This window comes from Rhodohalobacter sp., from assembly GCF_034521535.1.
Lineage (GTDB): Bacteria > Bacteroidota > Rhodothermia > Balneolales > Balneolaceae > Rhodohalobacter.
In genome coordinates, this window is the sequence record NZ_JAXHMF010000002.1 from 353686 (window position 1) to 369020 (window position 15335).

Annotated in this window: 9 protein-coding genes; 3 read left to right on the forward strand and 6 right to left on the reverse strand. The window is 44.2% G+C overall.

The genetic code is table 11. From position 1 onward, the window contains the following. The first annotated feature begins 132 nt into the window (after window positions 1-132). Window positions 133-2886 carry a TonB-dependent receptor gene (locus U5K35_RS03875; protein WP_322570155.1) on the forward strand — a complete coding sequence of 918 codons (2754 nt, stop codon included), beginning with the start codon at window positions 133-135 and terminating at the stop codon, window positions 2884-2886. 255 nt (window positions 2887-3141) lie between these two features. Here the strand turns inward: U5K35_RS03875 and clpB are convergent, their stop codons facing one another. Next, window positions 3142-5778: an ATP-dependent chaperone ClpB gene (gene clpB / locus U5K35_RS03880; RefSeq protein ID WP_322570156.1), complete on the reverse strand. Its 2637-nt coding sequence runs from the start codon at window positions 5776-5778 to the stop codon at window positions 3142-3144. Between the two features lie 251 nt (window positions 5779-6029). Further along, window positions 6030-6467, reverse strand: coding sequence for a hypothetical protein (locus U5K35_RS03885; protein WP_322570157.1), 438 nt, complete (start codon window positions 6465-6467; stop codon window positions 6030-6032). Window positions 6468-6920: 453 nt separating this feature from the next. On the opposite strand from U5K35_RS03885, the gene U5K35_RS03890 reads away from it, so the two are divergent. Next, window positions 6921-7448 carry a macro domain-containing protein gene (locus U5K35_RS03890; RefSeq protein WP_322570158.1) on the forward strand — a complete coding sequence of 176 codons (528 nt, stop codon included), beginning with the start codon at window positions 6921-6923 and terminating at the stop codon, window positions 7446-7448. An 8-nt stretch (window positions 7449-7456) separates the two neighbouring features. On the opposite strand, the gene U5K35_RS03895 is transcribed toward U5K35_RS03890, so the two are convergent. The 4 genes from U5K35_RS03895 to U5K35_RS03910 form a co-directional block, all read right to left on the reverse strand. Beyond that, the gene (locus U5K35_RS03895) at window positions 7457-8245 is read right to left on the reverse strand and encodes a S1/P1 nuclease (RefSeq protein ID WP_322570159.1); all 789 of its coding nucleotides are present in this window, start codon (window positions 8243-8245) and stop codon (window positions 7457-7459) included. Between the two features lie 72 nt (window positions 8246-8317). Then, entirely contained in the window at window positions 8318-9319 is a 1002-nt protein-coding gene (locus tag U5K35_RS03900; protein WP_322570160.1) for a J domain-containing protein, read from the reverse strand. A gap of 507 nt (window positions 9320-9826) precedes the next feature. Then, complete coding sequence (locus U5K35_RS03905) at window positions 9827-11308, reverse strand: Do family serine endopeptidase (protein ID WP_322570161.1); 1482 nt, start codon at window positions 11306-11308, stop codon at window positions 9827-9829. Between the two features lie 277 nt (window positions 11309-11585). Continuing rightward, window positions 11586-12014 (reverse strand): Hsp20/alpha crystallin family protein, encoded by a 429-nt coding sequence (locus tag U5K35_RS03910; RefSeq protein ID WP_322570162.1) that lies wholly within the window; start codon window positions 12012-12014, stop codon window positions 11586-11588. 904 nt (window positions 12015-12918) lie between these two features. Between U5K35_RS03910 and U5K35_RS03915 the strand changes: the two genes are divergently transcribed. Then, window positions 12919-15330 carry a TIM-barrel domain-containing protein gene (locus U5K35_RS03915; RefSeq protein WP_322570163.1) on the forward strand — a complete coding sequence of 804 codons (2412 nt, stop codon included), beginning with the start codon at window positions 12919-12921 and terminating at the stop codon, window positions 15328-15330. The last annotated feature ends 5 nt before the right edge of the window (window positions 15331-15335 follow it).

The window sequence follows — 15335 nt, forward strand, 5'->3', positions numbered from 1 at the left end:
AGGGATTTTTTTTGATATAATAGGCTATATTAGTTCAGTCTACATGAAGGAAGTAAGATCTTTATATAGTTTTCTCATCTATGCTCTTTAAGATCTCTTCAAATAACAAATCGCAATCTAATCTCACTTCATATGATACCAAAGCTCTTACAAAACAAAACGTATCGCTCCATTTTAAAGATGGTGAGTTGTGTGGCACTGCTGTTCGTGTTTACCGCAACACAAACATTTGCACAGCAAGGAACCGTAGAAGGTGTTATTTCAGACACTGACAATAATCCTCTGCCGGGTGCCAACGTCGTGTTGGTTGGCGAAAATATCGGTGCTTCAACCAATCCGGATGGCGAATATTCCATCAGCGCATCAGCCGGAAATTACACACTTCAGGTTAGCTTTCTGGGATATCAGACATCCAGACAGGACATTACGATTTCTCCCGGAGAAACACTGACTTTAAACGTAACCCTCGAAATAGCAACATTTGGAGGTGGTGAAGTCGTAGTTTTGGGTACGCGCCGCCAGGGCCGTACCGTAACACAATCTGCCGTTCCCGTAGATGTAATTAGTGCTGAGGAAGTACAGGCAACCGGTTTTACCCAAACAACAGCCATTATTCGTGCTCTTGTTCCATCATTTAATTCTCCGGAATCGTCTATTACTGACGGAACTGATCACGTTCGTCCTGCAACACTTCGGGGTTTAGGGCCTGATCAAACTTTGGTTTTAATTAATGGAAAAAGACGACACACAAGTGCAATTCTGCACGTAAATGGTTCCATTGGCCGTGGTGCAACGGGTGTTGACCTGAATTCCATTCCTGCCAATATGATCGAGCGAATTGAAGTACTGCGTGATGGTGCCGCTGCTCAATACGGCTCTGATGCCATTGCCGGTGTTATTAACATCGTTCTAAAGCAATCCGCAGGACTTGATGCCTCTTTTTCATACGGACAGAATGTAAGCCAGGAAGAGCGAGGATATGCTCCAAACCAGGCTCTGCCGGAAGGTGGCACAACTGCCGGGTTTCAAAGCTCCCCTTACTATCCCGGCCAGGAAGATGTTTGGCACTACGATGGCAAAACCGTAAACCTGCATCTTGGTTATGGATTTGAGCTACCGAACAATGGACAACTCTACGTAGCCGGTCAATATCGAGATCGAGGCATTACGAATCGTGCAGGAATTGATCCAAGACAGAATTATCCTGAAGTGAATGGCAATCCGGATCCGCGTGAATTAACATTTGACCGAATCAATCACCGCTACGGCTCCGGAGATCTTCTGGATGTAAGCGGATTCTTTAGCGGAAGTATGGAAGTAGCTGCTGATGTAGAACTTTATGCTTTTGGTGGAATAAGTCTTCGAGAAGGTGAAACCGGTGGTTTTTATCGCCGTGCCTTGGATGGAAGAAATGTTCCTGAATACTATCCCGACGGTTTCCTTCCGCTTATTACCTCCAATGTTTATGATGGTTCGTTTGCAGCGGGTTTAAAAGGCCGAACCGGAGAATGGAGTTACGACTTAAGCCAGGTTTACGGCCACAACTCCATCAATTATGGCGTAACAAACTCCGTGAATACATCTATTGGAGTTGGAAGCCCGACAACATTTAAAGCCGGGACACTGGCTTTCGATCAGGCAACCACAAACCTTGACTTTGTCAGAACCGCCGATATTGGAACGGCACAGCCACTGAGTATTGCTCTCGGTAGTGAATTCCGTTACGAACTCTATCGAATCATTCGCGGTGAAGCTGAATCGTATGCCGACGGCGGCAACGGCGCTGCGCCGGGTGCACAGGTATTTCCCGGATTCTCGCCACGAAATGAACAGAACGAAGACCGCTACAGCATTGCTGCTTATGCCGACTTAGAAACGGATATCATCGAGCCATGGACTGTCGGAGTAGCCGGACGATTAGAAAGCTACAGCGATTTCGGAAATACACTGACCGGTAAATTCTCTACACGTTTTGAAATTGTAGAAGGCCTGGCTGTGCGAGGTGCTGCAAGTACCGGATTCAGAGCTCCATCTTTAGCTCAATCATACTTCACGTCTATTGCAACCGTCTTTATAGACGGAACACCGTTTGAAGTAGGAACCTTTCCTGTTAACTCAGACGCCGCACAGGCTTTGGGAGCAGAACCGCTCGAAGCCGAAACCTCAGTAAACCTGAGCGCCGGTGCCACCTTTGAGCGAGGTAATTTCTCATTAACTGCAGATTTATATCGAATTAATATCGATGATCGTGTGGTATTTACGGAAAACTTTACCGGTGAAGATCTTGCCGACTTTCTGCAAAATCAGGGAATTAACGCAACCGGCGGAAGGTATTTCACAAACGCTGTAAATACTGAAACTCAGGGAATTGATATCATTGCCCGTTATGGCTTTAATCTTGCCGATAACTCAACGATGAGATTTACACTGGGCATGAACTTCAATGAAACCGAAATCACCAATAAGGATGAGATCGATACACCCTCTGAGCTACAGGGATTAACGGATGTGCCACTTTTCGGACGAGTTGAAATTGGCCGTTTTGAAGTGGGACAGCCGAGCAGCAACATTAACTTTATGGCCAACTACGAACGAGAAAAATGGTCGGTAATGCTGCGTGGAGTACGTTATGGAGAAATTGAAGCCGTTCGATCTGATCCAAATGACGACCAGGTTTATGGTAATATCTTTACCACGGATCTCGAGTTCACTTACAGCATAAGTGACGATGTTCGACTCGCATTGGGAGGTAACAATATCTTTGATGTTTATCCGGATAAAACATTCCAGGGAAATAGCTTTAACGGTATTTTCCAATATTCCGGATTCTCACCGTCAGGATTCGAAGGTCGATATCTCTACTCAAGAATTACGATGAATTTCTAAACCGTAAATCTTTTCTATCCATTAAACAAAAACCTCCAGGGATCAGAGCTCTTGGAGGTTTTTTTATTAAAGCGGTTATTTCAAACCTGAGACTGTCTAAAAAGTGAAGATTTCTGTAAAGGAGCTTAAATAATTTAAACATTAAATCCCTCTCTATTCGATAGAGAGGGATATAGGGTGAGTCCCAACAAAAAATAAATTATTTAAGCGACGATCGAATTAATCTGCCTTTCTGAACAGCCTCAGGGTTTAATTTTAATCAGCCCACGCTTCTGCGTCACTGTATACTTCAGCAAATTCGAGCTTGCTTCCGTCTTTGCTGACGGTTGCTTCAAAATCAATTCCCTGAGTATCGTCCTCGCGCTTAATCAGCTGCCTGGCAAGCTGGTTTACGATTTGTGTTTGAATCACTCTCTTCAATGGCCTCGCACCATAAACCGGATCATATCCGCGGGCAGCCAGCCAATCTTTAACGTTATCGGATACTGAAAGTGACACTCTATTCTTAGCCAGCATCTTCTCAATACGCTTAAGCTGAATATCTACGATTTGTCGAATATGTCGCTGATCCAATGGATGGAAAACAACCACATCATCAATCCGGTTCAGAAACTCGGGCCGAATCGTTTTCTTCAGCTGCACAAACAATTTGTCCTGCAGTTCGCTGTAGGTTGCATCGTCCATCTCACCACCACTCTTCTCAATCTCTTCAGAAATGAGATGAGAGCCGATATTACTGGTCATTATCACAATGGTATTGGTGAAATTGACCGTAACGCCTTTGTTGTCGGTCAGTCGACCATCGTCCAGAACCTGAAGTAAAATATTAAACGCATCAGGATGAGCTTTTTCGATCTCATCCAGCAGCACAACCGAATAAGGTTTTCGGCGAACGGCTTCGGTTAACTGACCACCCTCATCGTAACCGACATAGCCGGGAGGCGCACCGATTAAGCGGCTCACGCTGTGTTTCTCCATATATTCACTCATATCGATCCGAATCATTGCATCCTCATCATTGAAGAGGAAATCGGCCAATGACCGGGCCAGCTCCGTTTTACCTACACCGGTTGAACCGAGAAACATAAATGAGCCGATCGGACGATTCTCATCCTGCAAGCCTGCTCTTGCACGTCGCACAGCATCAGAAACCGCTTCAATGGCCTGATCCTGACCAATCACCCGCTTATGGAGTTCATCTTCCAATTTGAGCAGTTTTTGCCGTTCGCTGGAGAGCATCTTGGTTACCGGAATTCCGGTCCAGCGGCTTACAATATCCGCAATCTCTTCAGCTTCAACCTGCTCCTTAAGCAATGAACGCCCTTCCTGAACATCGTCCAGTTTTCTTTTCGTCTCTTCAAGATCCTTCTCAAGCTGTGTGATCGTTCCGTAGCGCAGTTCAGCTACTTTCTCATACTGGCCTTCGCGCTCCGCCTTGTCAGCCTGATTACGAGCCGTTTCAATTGCCTGCTTCAGCTCCCGGGTTTTCTGGATCAAGCCTTTTTCATGATCCCACTGCGCCCGCATCGATTTCCGTTTCTCTTCCAGATCGGCCAGTTCCTTCTCGTTCGCTTTCAGCTTGGCTTCATCATTCTCCCGTTTCAGGGCTTCCCTCTCAATTTCAAGCTGACGAATCTGCCTCTCCAAGGTATCCAGTTCTTCCGGCATACTGTCAATTTGGAGCCGAAGCCTGGAAGCCGCTTCATCAATCAGATCAATTGCCTTGTCAGGCAAAAACCTGTCGGCAATATACCTGTGAGACAGTTCCGCAGCTGCAACAATGGCTGCATCCGTAATTCGCACACCGTGGTGGACTTCATATCGCTCCTGAAGCCCGCGCAAAATAGACACGGTATCTTCAATAGACGGCTCACCGACAAAAACGGTTTGCAGGCGCCGCTCCAGGGCTTTGTCTTTTTCTATATACTTTCTGTATTCAGTCAGCGTGGTAGCACCGATTGCGTGGAGCTCGCCCCGCGCTAATGATGGTTTCAAAATATTTGCCGCATCCATAGAGCCTTCTGTGGCTCCGGCACCAACCAGGGTATGAATTTCATCAATAAAGAGAATCAGCTCTCCGTCAGAATCCATTACCTCTTTAACTACCGCTTTCAGGCGTTCCTCAAATTCACCGCGGAATTTTGTACCAGCTACCAGTGCTCCCATATCAAGTGCTACAATCTGCTTGGTTTTCAATCCTTCGGGCACGTCGCCGCGTACAATCCTCAATGCAAGTCCTTCAGCAATCGCCGTTTTACCTACGCCGGGCTCTCCAATCAAAACGGGATTATTTTTGGTTCGGCGTGACAAGATCTGCATCACCCGCCGAATCTCCTGGTCGCGCCCAATAACCGGATCCAGCTTATTTTTCTCCGCCATTTCATTGAGATTCATGGCATATTTTTTCAATGCCTGGTATCGGCTCTCCGCATTGGGATCGTCCACGGTTTGACTGCCTCTAACATCCTTTAAAATCTGCAGGACCTGATCTCTTTTTACTCCTTGATCTTTCAACAGTGTACCGGTTTCGGACGAAGTAGCAATCATCGCGAGTAAAATATGCTCGGAACTAATGTACTCATCGCCCAAATCGGTTGCTTCCGTTTGAGCTTTGTCAAAAAGTGCTTTTGTGTTATTTGATAGATACTGTCCTGATACGGATGCGCCTTTAACAACCGGAAACGACTTCATTTTTTTTCCAAGCTGATCTAGCAGTGATGAGACATTGACACCGATTTTTTTCAAAATCTGGATCGTCACATTTTCAGTGTCACTCAACAGCGCTTTTAAAATATGCGCCGGCTCTACAGCCTGATGATTTTCATTTTGAGCCAACTCAAGCGCGGCCTGAACAGCTTCTTGAGCTATTATCGTAAATTTATTGAAATTCATATATGCTCCTGTTTAAACTTTCTTTTTACTCTAAACAGAAGCTAAAACCGTACCTGTACTTTAGAACCTGTCGGAATTACAGTTTAGGCTCCAACACCAAGCTTAAGTCACAGTTTTAAGTGTTACATGGCAGAATTCTCTCGATCAGTTCTGCCTCAATTACATTTAAAAAAAGAAACCGCCTGCCATTATCGAATAGATAACAACAGACGGTTTAATCTTCACCCAATTAAAAATATTTGCCGGCCTGATTACTTCTGCTTTGAAGTAAACTGCCCGGAATGATCACCATTTCTCAGGTATTCAAAGATTCTGTCTTGGTTCATGTGATCCAATTCGGCAACCAGGTTATCCGATTCCGGAAATCTTTCCAGATTTTCGTAGTAGTAGATCACCAAATTCGCTTTTGAGGAAATCGTTTCTGATGTAGTTTCCTCAGCAATTTTTCCTGCCTTCTCCATTACTTTATCCGAATGGAATTCAGGATAGACAATTTTATAATTTAACATGTTAAAAAGAGTGGATTCAATAACGCCATTCACATCAGAAGAGAGTCCATAGTATAGGCTCTGCTCCAATCTTTCAGACTGTTCTTCACTCAGATTATTTTGAGAAATTGCGTCAGCCGTTATTGTTAAAGAAAAAATAACAGCGCTGATAATGGATAGTATGTTTTTAATTTTAAACATTGTGTTGATTGATTTATGCTTACTTGTTTGATTTGCTCATAATATATCTTCAAGTCTGCATATCAATCAATTACTCAAAACATTGTCACAACTAATATAACGGGCATTATCGTGACACTTTTACATGAAAGCGTTTTTAATTTTCTCAATCATCTTTTTCCCATAAAAAGACTTAAAAAACTGATTAATAATTATTACCGGAAAAGCCCTTACATTTTCTATTATTTTAGAAAGCGCTTCTATCAATAATTTTTCCACTTATGACAATTAAACAGCCATATTCCCTGTTATATTTAATAAGAAGCGCTTCTAGTTTTCGGCATTTTGTCGGTTTGACGCCAATTATTTATAAGATTTTCACCGAATTGAGAGCAAGAAGTAATTTTGTGCCCTCTTTAATAAGCTATAGGTTATATTTGAAGAGCCAACTAATAGGAACATAATTCCACTATAATGAATGTAGAATTTAATGAAGTAATGGTAGAGCTTGTCACTGGGGATATAGCCGATCAACCTGATTGTGATGCAATAGTAAACGCTGCCAATGCCGAATTAAGAATTGGCGGAGGTGTTGCAGGTGCCATACACAGTGTGGGAGACCCTGAGCTTCAACAGCTCACACGTCCTCTTGCCCCAATTAAACCGGGTGAAGCGGTTATTACCGAAGCTCCTAACCTGCCAAACAAATATGTCATTCACTGTTTGGGGCCGGTTTATGGAAGAGATAAACCCGAAGATAAGCTGTTGGCAAATTGCTATTCCAATGCGTTAACTTTAGCGGAAGAGAATGGAATTGAATCGATCGCGTTTCCGGCGATATCCACAGGTGCATTCGGATATCCGATGAAAGAGGCTGCTCAAATTGCTTTTAATACAGTAAAGAAGAAAACAGCCGAGCTGACGGATGTAAAGTATATACGCTTTGTTCTCTTCAGTGCAGCAGACTATAATCTACATCTAAGTGTATTAAAAGAGTATTGATAAAAATACTACTCAGCTCCGTAAATATCGTTTAAAACACCTGCCGTACGAATACCGGCCTGCAGTAATCGCCTAAAGATCAAATCTCTGTTCTGATACCGATACTCGTAGCCGATCCGCATGTCGTCGGGCAGGTCATAAACTCGATCGCGATAGCTAACCGACTCATAAGCCCAGTCTCGAACGGTTGCGCTCTGCCACTCTTCAACTTGTTCATCGGTAGCAATGTCAATTTCCCAGGCAAGCTCTGAGTAACTCATTTGCAGTGAATTAATAACATCACTGTCCCATACTCTGTGCAGGTTTGAGTTTTCACCCATCCACTGAAGGCGCACCTCATTTCCTCCCATATCTTCTCCGTTACCCACATGTAAAGGTTGATGAATATCGCCAATCATGTGAATAACAAGCCTGAGTTTATCTTTTTCTTCCTTCTCTGTGAGGCCGCCTCTTTTTAGTTCGTCAATTAAGGTTTCAAGTGCCCAGATGATATCTCCATCCTCCTCTTGTTCAGTCTCCTCGTAGGTCTTTCCTTCCGGAATCGTTGCCCAGTGCCAGGTTCGGGTATAGTCATATTCACTGTCCGAGCGGATATCGTCCATCCAAACGGCAGATAATGATAATGAGCGATCTCCTAAAATTTCATAAACACGATCGCGAGCCTCGTCGGTGAGATATACATCCGCAATTTCACCTGTCACATAATGCCCGATTTGGCCCCACTTTTGATACTCTTGATGTTCAATTTCTCCTGTATTAAAAAACAGTGCTGCAGCTAAAATCAGAAATCCTTTCATAACTCAATGAAGTTTAAATTTGTTTTTTTAAAGGTACAATCTTTTATCTGAACAGTCTATCCATACAGATATTTATTCAGCCCTTAATTCAGATAATTTCTTATACAGTTTTTTCTCCTCTGATGTCAGATCATCCGGAAGCTGAAGGGATACTTTCACGTAGTAGTTTCCTCTCTTTTCCGGTTTGTTAAACTCCGGTACTCCCCGGCCGGCCAGTCGGAACATTTTCCCATTCTGTGTACTCTCCGGAATATTAAGCTTCACTTTTCCCTCTAACGTTTCAACCGTTAATGAACCGCCCAAAGCTGCTTTATGTACGGGAAGATCTACCGTTTGAATAATGTCTTTTCCCTTTCTCTCAAATCCTTCAGGCTCATTAATTTTAATTTTCAGGTAAAGATTTCCTTTTCGCCCTCCGGCCCCCGGCTGACCTTTTCCTTTTAACTTAAGCCGTTTTCCATCTTCAATTCCCGCCGGTATCTTCACCTTCATCTTTTCGCTACCTATACGAAGGTGTTTTTCGGCACCGGTTAACACGTCTTTTAGGTCAACCTGAACAACAGCTTCTGAATCTGCTACAGTTTGAGGTGCACGTCTTCGCCCACCGGTTGTATAACTTTGTCTGCCTTGCGCGCCGCCAAACGGATCGCCGCCATTTTCGAATTGCCCACCACCGAACAGGGTCTCAAAAAAACTGGAGAACGGGCTGCCTCCGCCGGCAGAATGCTGACCACCGCCAAATATGTCATCCATGTTGATGTTTACCCGTTGACGGCCGCCGCCGGCTCCTCTGCTGCCCGCATACTGCTGCCAGTTAAAATCGTCCGCACTTGCACCGGCTTGCTCGTATTTCTTCCAATCAGACCCCACTTTATCATACAGCTTTCTTTTTTCAGGGTCTTTTAAAACCTCATAAGCCTCGCCTATTTCCTTGAATTTTTGCTCAGCCTTTTTGTTGTTCGGATTTTTGTCGGGATGAAATTTCGCAGCCATCTTTCGATACTTCTTCTTGATCTCATCTTGCGAAGCATCCCGGGGTACATCTAATGTTTTATAGTAATCTTTGTATTCCATAGCTCTAGTATACTTTGCTTTGCTTTTAATGTTTGCAAAAGTAGTGCCATGACCCGCTCAAATTGTTGTATTGACAGTAAACCTGACGGAATGGAGGTCGCAGGTCGCAGCCTAAGGTAAGTACTACGGATCGCTGACCCTTTGAAAGGAAATAATAATTGATTCAACGACAGTGATGAGTTTGACACCCCTCACGGCTTACACCGTACTCCCCTCAAGGGGAGACTCTGTTAAATTACCTAATTAACGTGAGTTCGAGATAAAGGTGCTTCAAATGATGCAATAAGTCACATTGAGCGCAATTTCGAGGGTGCTTTTTCCTCGAAATGAAGTCGAAATGTGTTTTCGACTCCGTTCCGCCCAAAAAACGGTCGAAACTGCGCTCAAACTGACGATTATCGTTAAATCTATACCGAACTCACGCTAATTAATAACCACACCGAATAAAAAAAGCCTCTGCCTGAAATCAGACAGAGGCTCAACCTTAATCATCACCTATTACTATATTTACAGCTCGAAAGCCACGAAAATATTTCTTCCCTGCCGGTTAACCCGAAGCAGTGCCACCTCTGTACCTTCATCAATTAAAGTTTGAACGGCACCGTAGAACTCTTCAGGTTGTGTGACGGGAGCCCCTGCAACCTGAGAAATAACGTCGCCTCTTCGCAGCCCTTGTGCATAGGCACTGCTTGCTTCGCTAATTTCACTAACCACTACTCCAAATGTCTGAGATTCCAAATTCAACTGTCGGCGAATAGCGTCTGTCAGTTCATCAACTGCAAAGCCAAGACTTTCACGGAGATCCTCACGATCTGACGTACTCATTTCGGCGGCAACCTCTTCAGGATTCAGCTCACCAAGTTCAACAGTAAATGACTCTGTTTCACCTTCCCGGAAAACCTCAATCTCTACTTCCGTTCCGGGGGCAGAGTTAGCAATTGCCACGCGAAAATCGTAGAAATCACGAACAATATTACCATTCAAGCGAACCACTACGTCGCCTTCCTGAAGTCCGGCTTCTGCAGCAGGCCCGTCTTCGACTACGTCACCAATCACAAAACCGCGCGGGTCATTCATTCCCAAAGCGCGAGCCATGGTTCGGTCCACTTCGCCACCGAGAGAAATTCCCAGATACCCGCGAGCAACGCGTCCATCTGTTATCAATGCTTCCATAACACTTCGAGCCATGTTTACCGGAATCGCAAAACCAAGTCCCTGATTACCGCCGGTTCGGCTCGCAATTGCAGTGTTGATACCTACTAATTCACCATCAACATTAATGAGCGGACCTCCCGAGTTCCCGGGATTAATTGCAGCGTCTGTTTGAATGTAATTTTCAAATTGGTTCAGTCCCAGCCTTGAACGGCCACTGGCGCTTACAATCCCCATAGAGACGGAATGAGCAAACTGATTTCCCAGAGGACTGCCAATTGCAAATACCATCTCACCTGCTCTCAGGTTATCGCTATTGCCAAGTGGAATTGCTTTGAGATTATCATGATCAATTTTCAACACGGCGATGTCGCTGGCGGGATCGGTTCCCACGATCTCTGCATCCAGCTCCTCACCATCAAAAAGAGTAATTTTAATTTCATCGGCATTCTCAATCACGTGGTTGTTCGTGATGATGTAACCTTCTTCTGATACGATCACTCCTGACCCAAGGCCCTGACGCTGAAACTCTCTTTCCTGATCCAATCGAGGATCATCAAAAAAGAAGGAAAATGGAGACTGCTGTCTTTGGCGAACCGTTTGGGTGGTATTAATGGTAACCACTGTTGGATTTGCCATCTCAGCAATATCAACAATTGCGTTGTTAAAATCTCTAAGCGTTCCTACCCGCTGGGTATCAGCAGACTGTGTTGATTCATTAAATGTTGGCAGTTCCGATTTCGTCGAGTCCGAATCGGTTTCATTTCCAAAATTCAACCCGATCAAGAAAATCGCCACAGCAACTACGGCAATTACACTTTTTGTTATTCTATCCATAAATGTCAACTTATTTTATTTGAATTCTATCAGCAGATAATTTTTTCTGCCTCGTCCTTTTTCGGACGGTGTTAAAAGCATTTTTAGTTTCTACTAACGTGATAACCGGCGGTTCCTTGTTCACATAAAGGAATCATATAAACACCAGAGATTTAAACTTTCGAAAATCCCAATTTATTGCCCAAAAAAATGCCGGAGACACTTGTCAAAGGATCTCCGGCGCTAACTAACCTGCTCTCTTAGGGGACATATGAGAACAGCTCTTACTACTAACTACTTATTTAATGCTAATCTGTTTTTTCATCTTCTCTTCACTCTTATCAATAGTGATATTCAAGATTCCATCTTGGTATGATGCTTTGATGCTGTCATCATTCACATCATCCGGGAGCTGGAAAGTTCGGGTAAAATTACCGTAGTGGCTTTCCACTCTGTGGTATGTTTTACCTTCTTCCTCTTTTTCAAATTTTCGCTCTCCGCTGATGGTCAAACGACCTTTTTCAAGATCAATCTGAATATCATCTTTCTTCATTCCTGGAAGAGTTACATCTATAACGTACATCTTCTCGGTTTCTGATATATCAATTTTAGGAGCGAACGAATTTTGTCGGTTTGCGACTGCATCATTGAAAAATTCATCCATGATATCTGAAAATCGCTGTCCGAATACGTCTGTTCCGGGTTGTGAATATCTAACGAGTGCCATAATGACCTCCGATTTTTTAATTAATGTTTAAAAGTTTTATTCAATTCTTCACTTTTAAATATTGCAATAGAGATGCCAACAACTGTTTTACTGCCACGTGTGTCATGTGCGGCAGGATTTTTATGAAGTTGTTTCAGAACGGATTATCCCACTGTGACCGGCTGTCATTTCTGGATGGACAGTCTGACCTGCCTCACTGATATTCTGTCTTACGTTTAGGTTCTATATTGATCTGTGTGGGTATGAACTTCCAGATTTTACTTGTTTTTATGTTATAAAAATAGACGGTAGCCCTCGATTTTTAACTTTCCACCAAAGGCATAGAAGAATCGTAATTGTTCTGAATTTAAGCGTGTATCAGCTCCAAAGGAGCACCGGTCAGTAACATCGTGCAGCGCGCGATGATAATAATAACCAATCACCCATCCGGCAGCCCCAACGCGGGCGCCGGTCCCACTTCGCCTCTATGTACAGGAAACCATTCTAGGTCTTTACACATCCTGCCGATAAAATCGTACGAACGTTTCATCGATCAGTTTTTTTCTGCGATTTGTGCTGAATCTCATATGCGTGTATACTTTAAAAAGAAACTGTGGCATTGAATTATTTTGCCTGGCTTACGCCCTTACAGGGCTTTCATTTTGGGGAGATGCACCCGGCATAGCGCGCTGCACTATGTTATTGACTTTGCCCACTTTGGGGCAAGCACGTTCGTTTATGTAAACATCAATAAATTACTACTGACATGCACTGCACACATTTATAAACCCAGATGAAATAATTTTGTTACTATTTTAATTGCCCACACAAATCAACATAGAGCTTACGTTTCACTAAGCTCACTTAAAACCCCTTCATGCTTTATTTTAAAATCACTAGCTTGAAAACCCATTTAATCCACTCAATGAAAATTTTGCTGCTGCAGATGACCGACTCCCGATTCTATAGATTTACATTTCTTCTGATCCTGATTTCCGGATTTGTCACTGTCAGTGCACAGCAGTCGGAACAATTTCAATACGAAGTGGAGAAAAATCTCGTTCGGATTGAATTGGACCGGGGTGTGTATGAAATCTCCTTTTACTCTCCTGAAGTGGCTGAGGTTACATTTTACGAGGATCAGCAATCTGCCTATCCGCCATCACATGCGGTTGTCTTGGATCAGAAATTCTCATCCTTTAACGTAAATGACACCGGTGATCATGTTGCGCTGTTAACCGATGGACTTCAAATCTTCATTGAAAGGCCATCCGGGCAGATTTCATTTTATTACATGGGCGAAAAGTTAATCGAAGAGCGGAATGGATTTCGATCTTCAGAGGATGGCTTTGAAGTAGACTTTAATATTTCTGAAACGGAAATTCTGATGGGTGGCGGTGCCCGCGCATTGGGGATGAATCGGCGGGGACACCGGCTGCAGCTCTACAACCGAGCCCATTACGGTTACGAAACCCGGTCAGAGCTGATGAACTACACTATCCCAATGGTTCTTTCATCCAACATGTACGCCATTCACTTTGACAACCCCACTATCGGCTGGCTGGACCTGGATAGTCAATTTAACAACACCCTCTCATTCGAAGCGATATCCGGACGCCAAACCTACCAGATTATTGCCGGTGAGCGCTGGGAAAAGATCATTGAAAATTACACCCGCCTTACCGGATTTCAGCCACTTCCACCACGCTGGGCTTTTGGCAATTTCTCAAGCCGATTTGGGTACCGGTCACAGGATGAAGTTCTAAAAACCATCGAAACATTCAGACAGGAAGATGTACCCGTTGATGCCGTCATTCTGGATCTCTATTGGTTTGGCAAGGAAGTAAAAGGCACAATGGGTAACCTGGCGTTCGATCGCGACTCATTTCCAGAACCGGAACAGATGATCGACCGGCTCGAGGATCAGGGTGTTAAGACGGTTCTCATTACTGAACCTTTTGTAGTTACTACCTCAGATCGATGGGACGAGGCTGTAGAAATGGATGTACTCGCCAAAGATTCACTTGGCAATCCGGCCACATATGACTTCTTTTTTGGCAACACCGGACTTATTGATGTCTTTGATCCGGAAGCAAGTAACTGGTTCTGGAATATTTATCAGGATTTGATTGAGATGGGCGTTCATGGTTGGTGGGGCGACCTGGGCGAACCGGAAGTTCACCCGGAACATCTCATTCATCATACCGGAACTGCTAATGAGGTTCACAACATTTACGGTCACGAATGGGCTAAGCTGGTCCACGAGGGATATAGAGAAAACTATCCGGATGTACGTCCATTCAATCTGATGCGCGCCGGGTACTCCGGATCACAACGATTTGGGTTGATTCCCTGGTCAGGCGATGTAAACCGTACCTGGGGCGGACTTCAATCGCAGCCCGAGATTTCCCTGCAGATGGGTCTTCAGGGATTGGGCTACATGCACTCCGATCTGGGTGGCTTTGCCGGGAATCTTGTGGATGATGAGAAATATGTTCGCTGGCTGCAGTATGGAGTTTTTCAGCCAATTTACCGTCCTCATGCACAGGAGGATGTGCCATCCGAACCGGTTTTCAGAAGCAGGAAAGCCCTCAACTTTTCTCGAGAAGCAATAGAGCTTCGATATCGCCTGATACCCTACATCTACACTCTGGCATTTGAAAACTCCGAAACCGGCATGCCGCTGATGCGTCCGCTCTTTTTCGAGGAACCGGACAATCACGAAATCTATAAAGTAGCCGGTAGTTATCTGTTTGGGGACGATATGCTTATTTCGCCCATTATGGAACCCGGGAAAAAGGAGCAGAAGGTTTGGTTTCCCGGAAAATCGAGCTGGTTTGATTTCTACACCGGCGAGAAGTACCGTGGCGGAGAACAGAAGCGTGTTGAGACAAATGAGGAGTCGATTCCAACTTTTATTAGGGGTGGAGCCATTATTCCAACGGCAGAGCTGGTTCAGTCACTGGATAACTATTCCATCAATCATTTAAACCTGACCCTTTTCCACGATGCCTCTGTGCCCTACTATATAACTTCCGTTTATCATGACGACGGACTAACCTACGATGCCTATAAAAAGAAAATGTACGAACAGCTTCACATCAGCTCATCAAACCGAAACGGTAAATCTATAATCCGTTTTATGAAAGAGATTGGACAGCGATTTGAATCTGAAATTGAAACAATCAGTCTGACCATACGAAATGCGGAAACATCTGTGGAAAGCATTCAGTTTGATGGAAATCCCGTCGAGTTTCACTTTCAGAATAGCACTCTCGAGATCAAGAACCTTGAATTATCGTCAAACCGACACGAACTCCTTATTCAGTGGGATTAATAGTA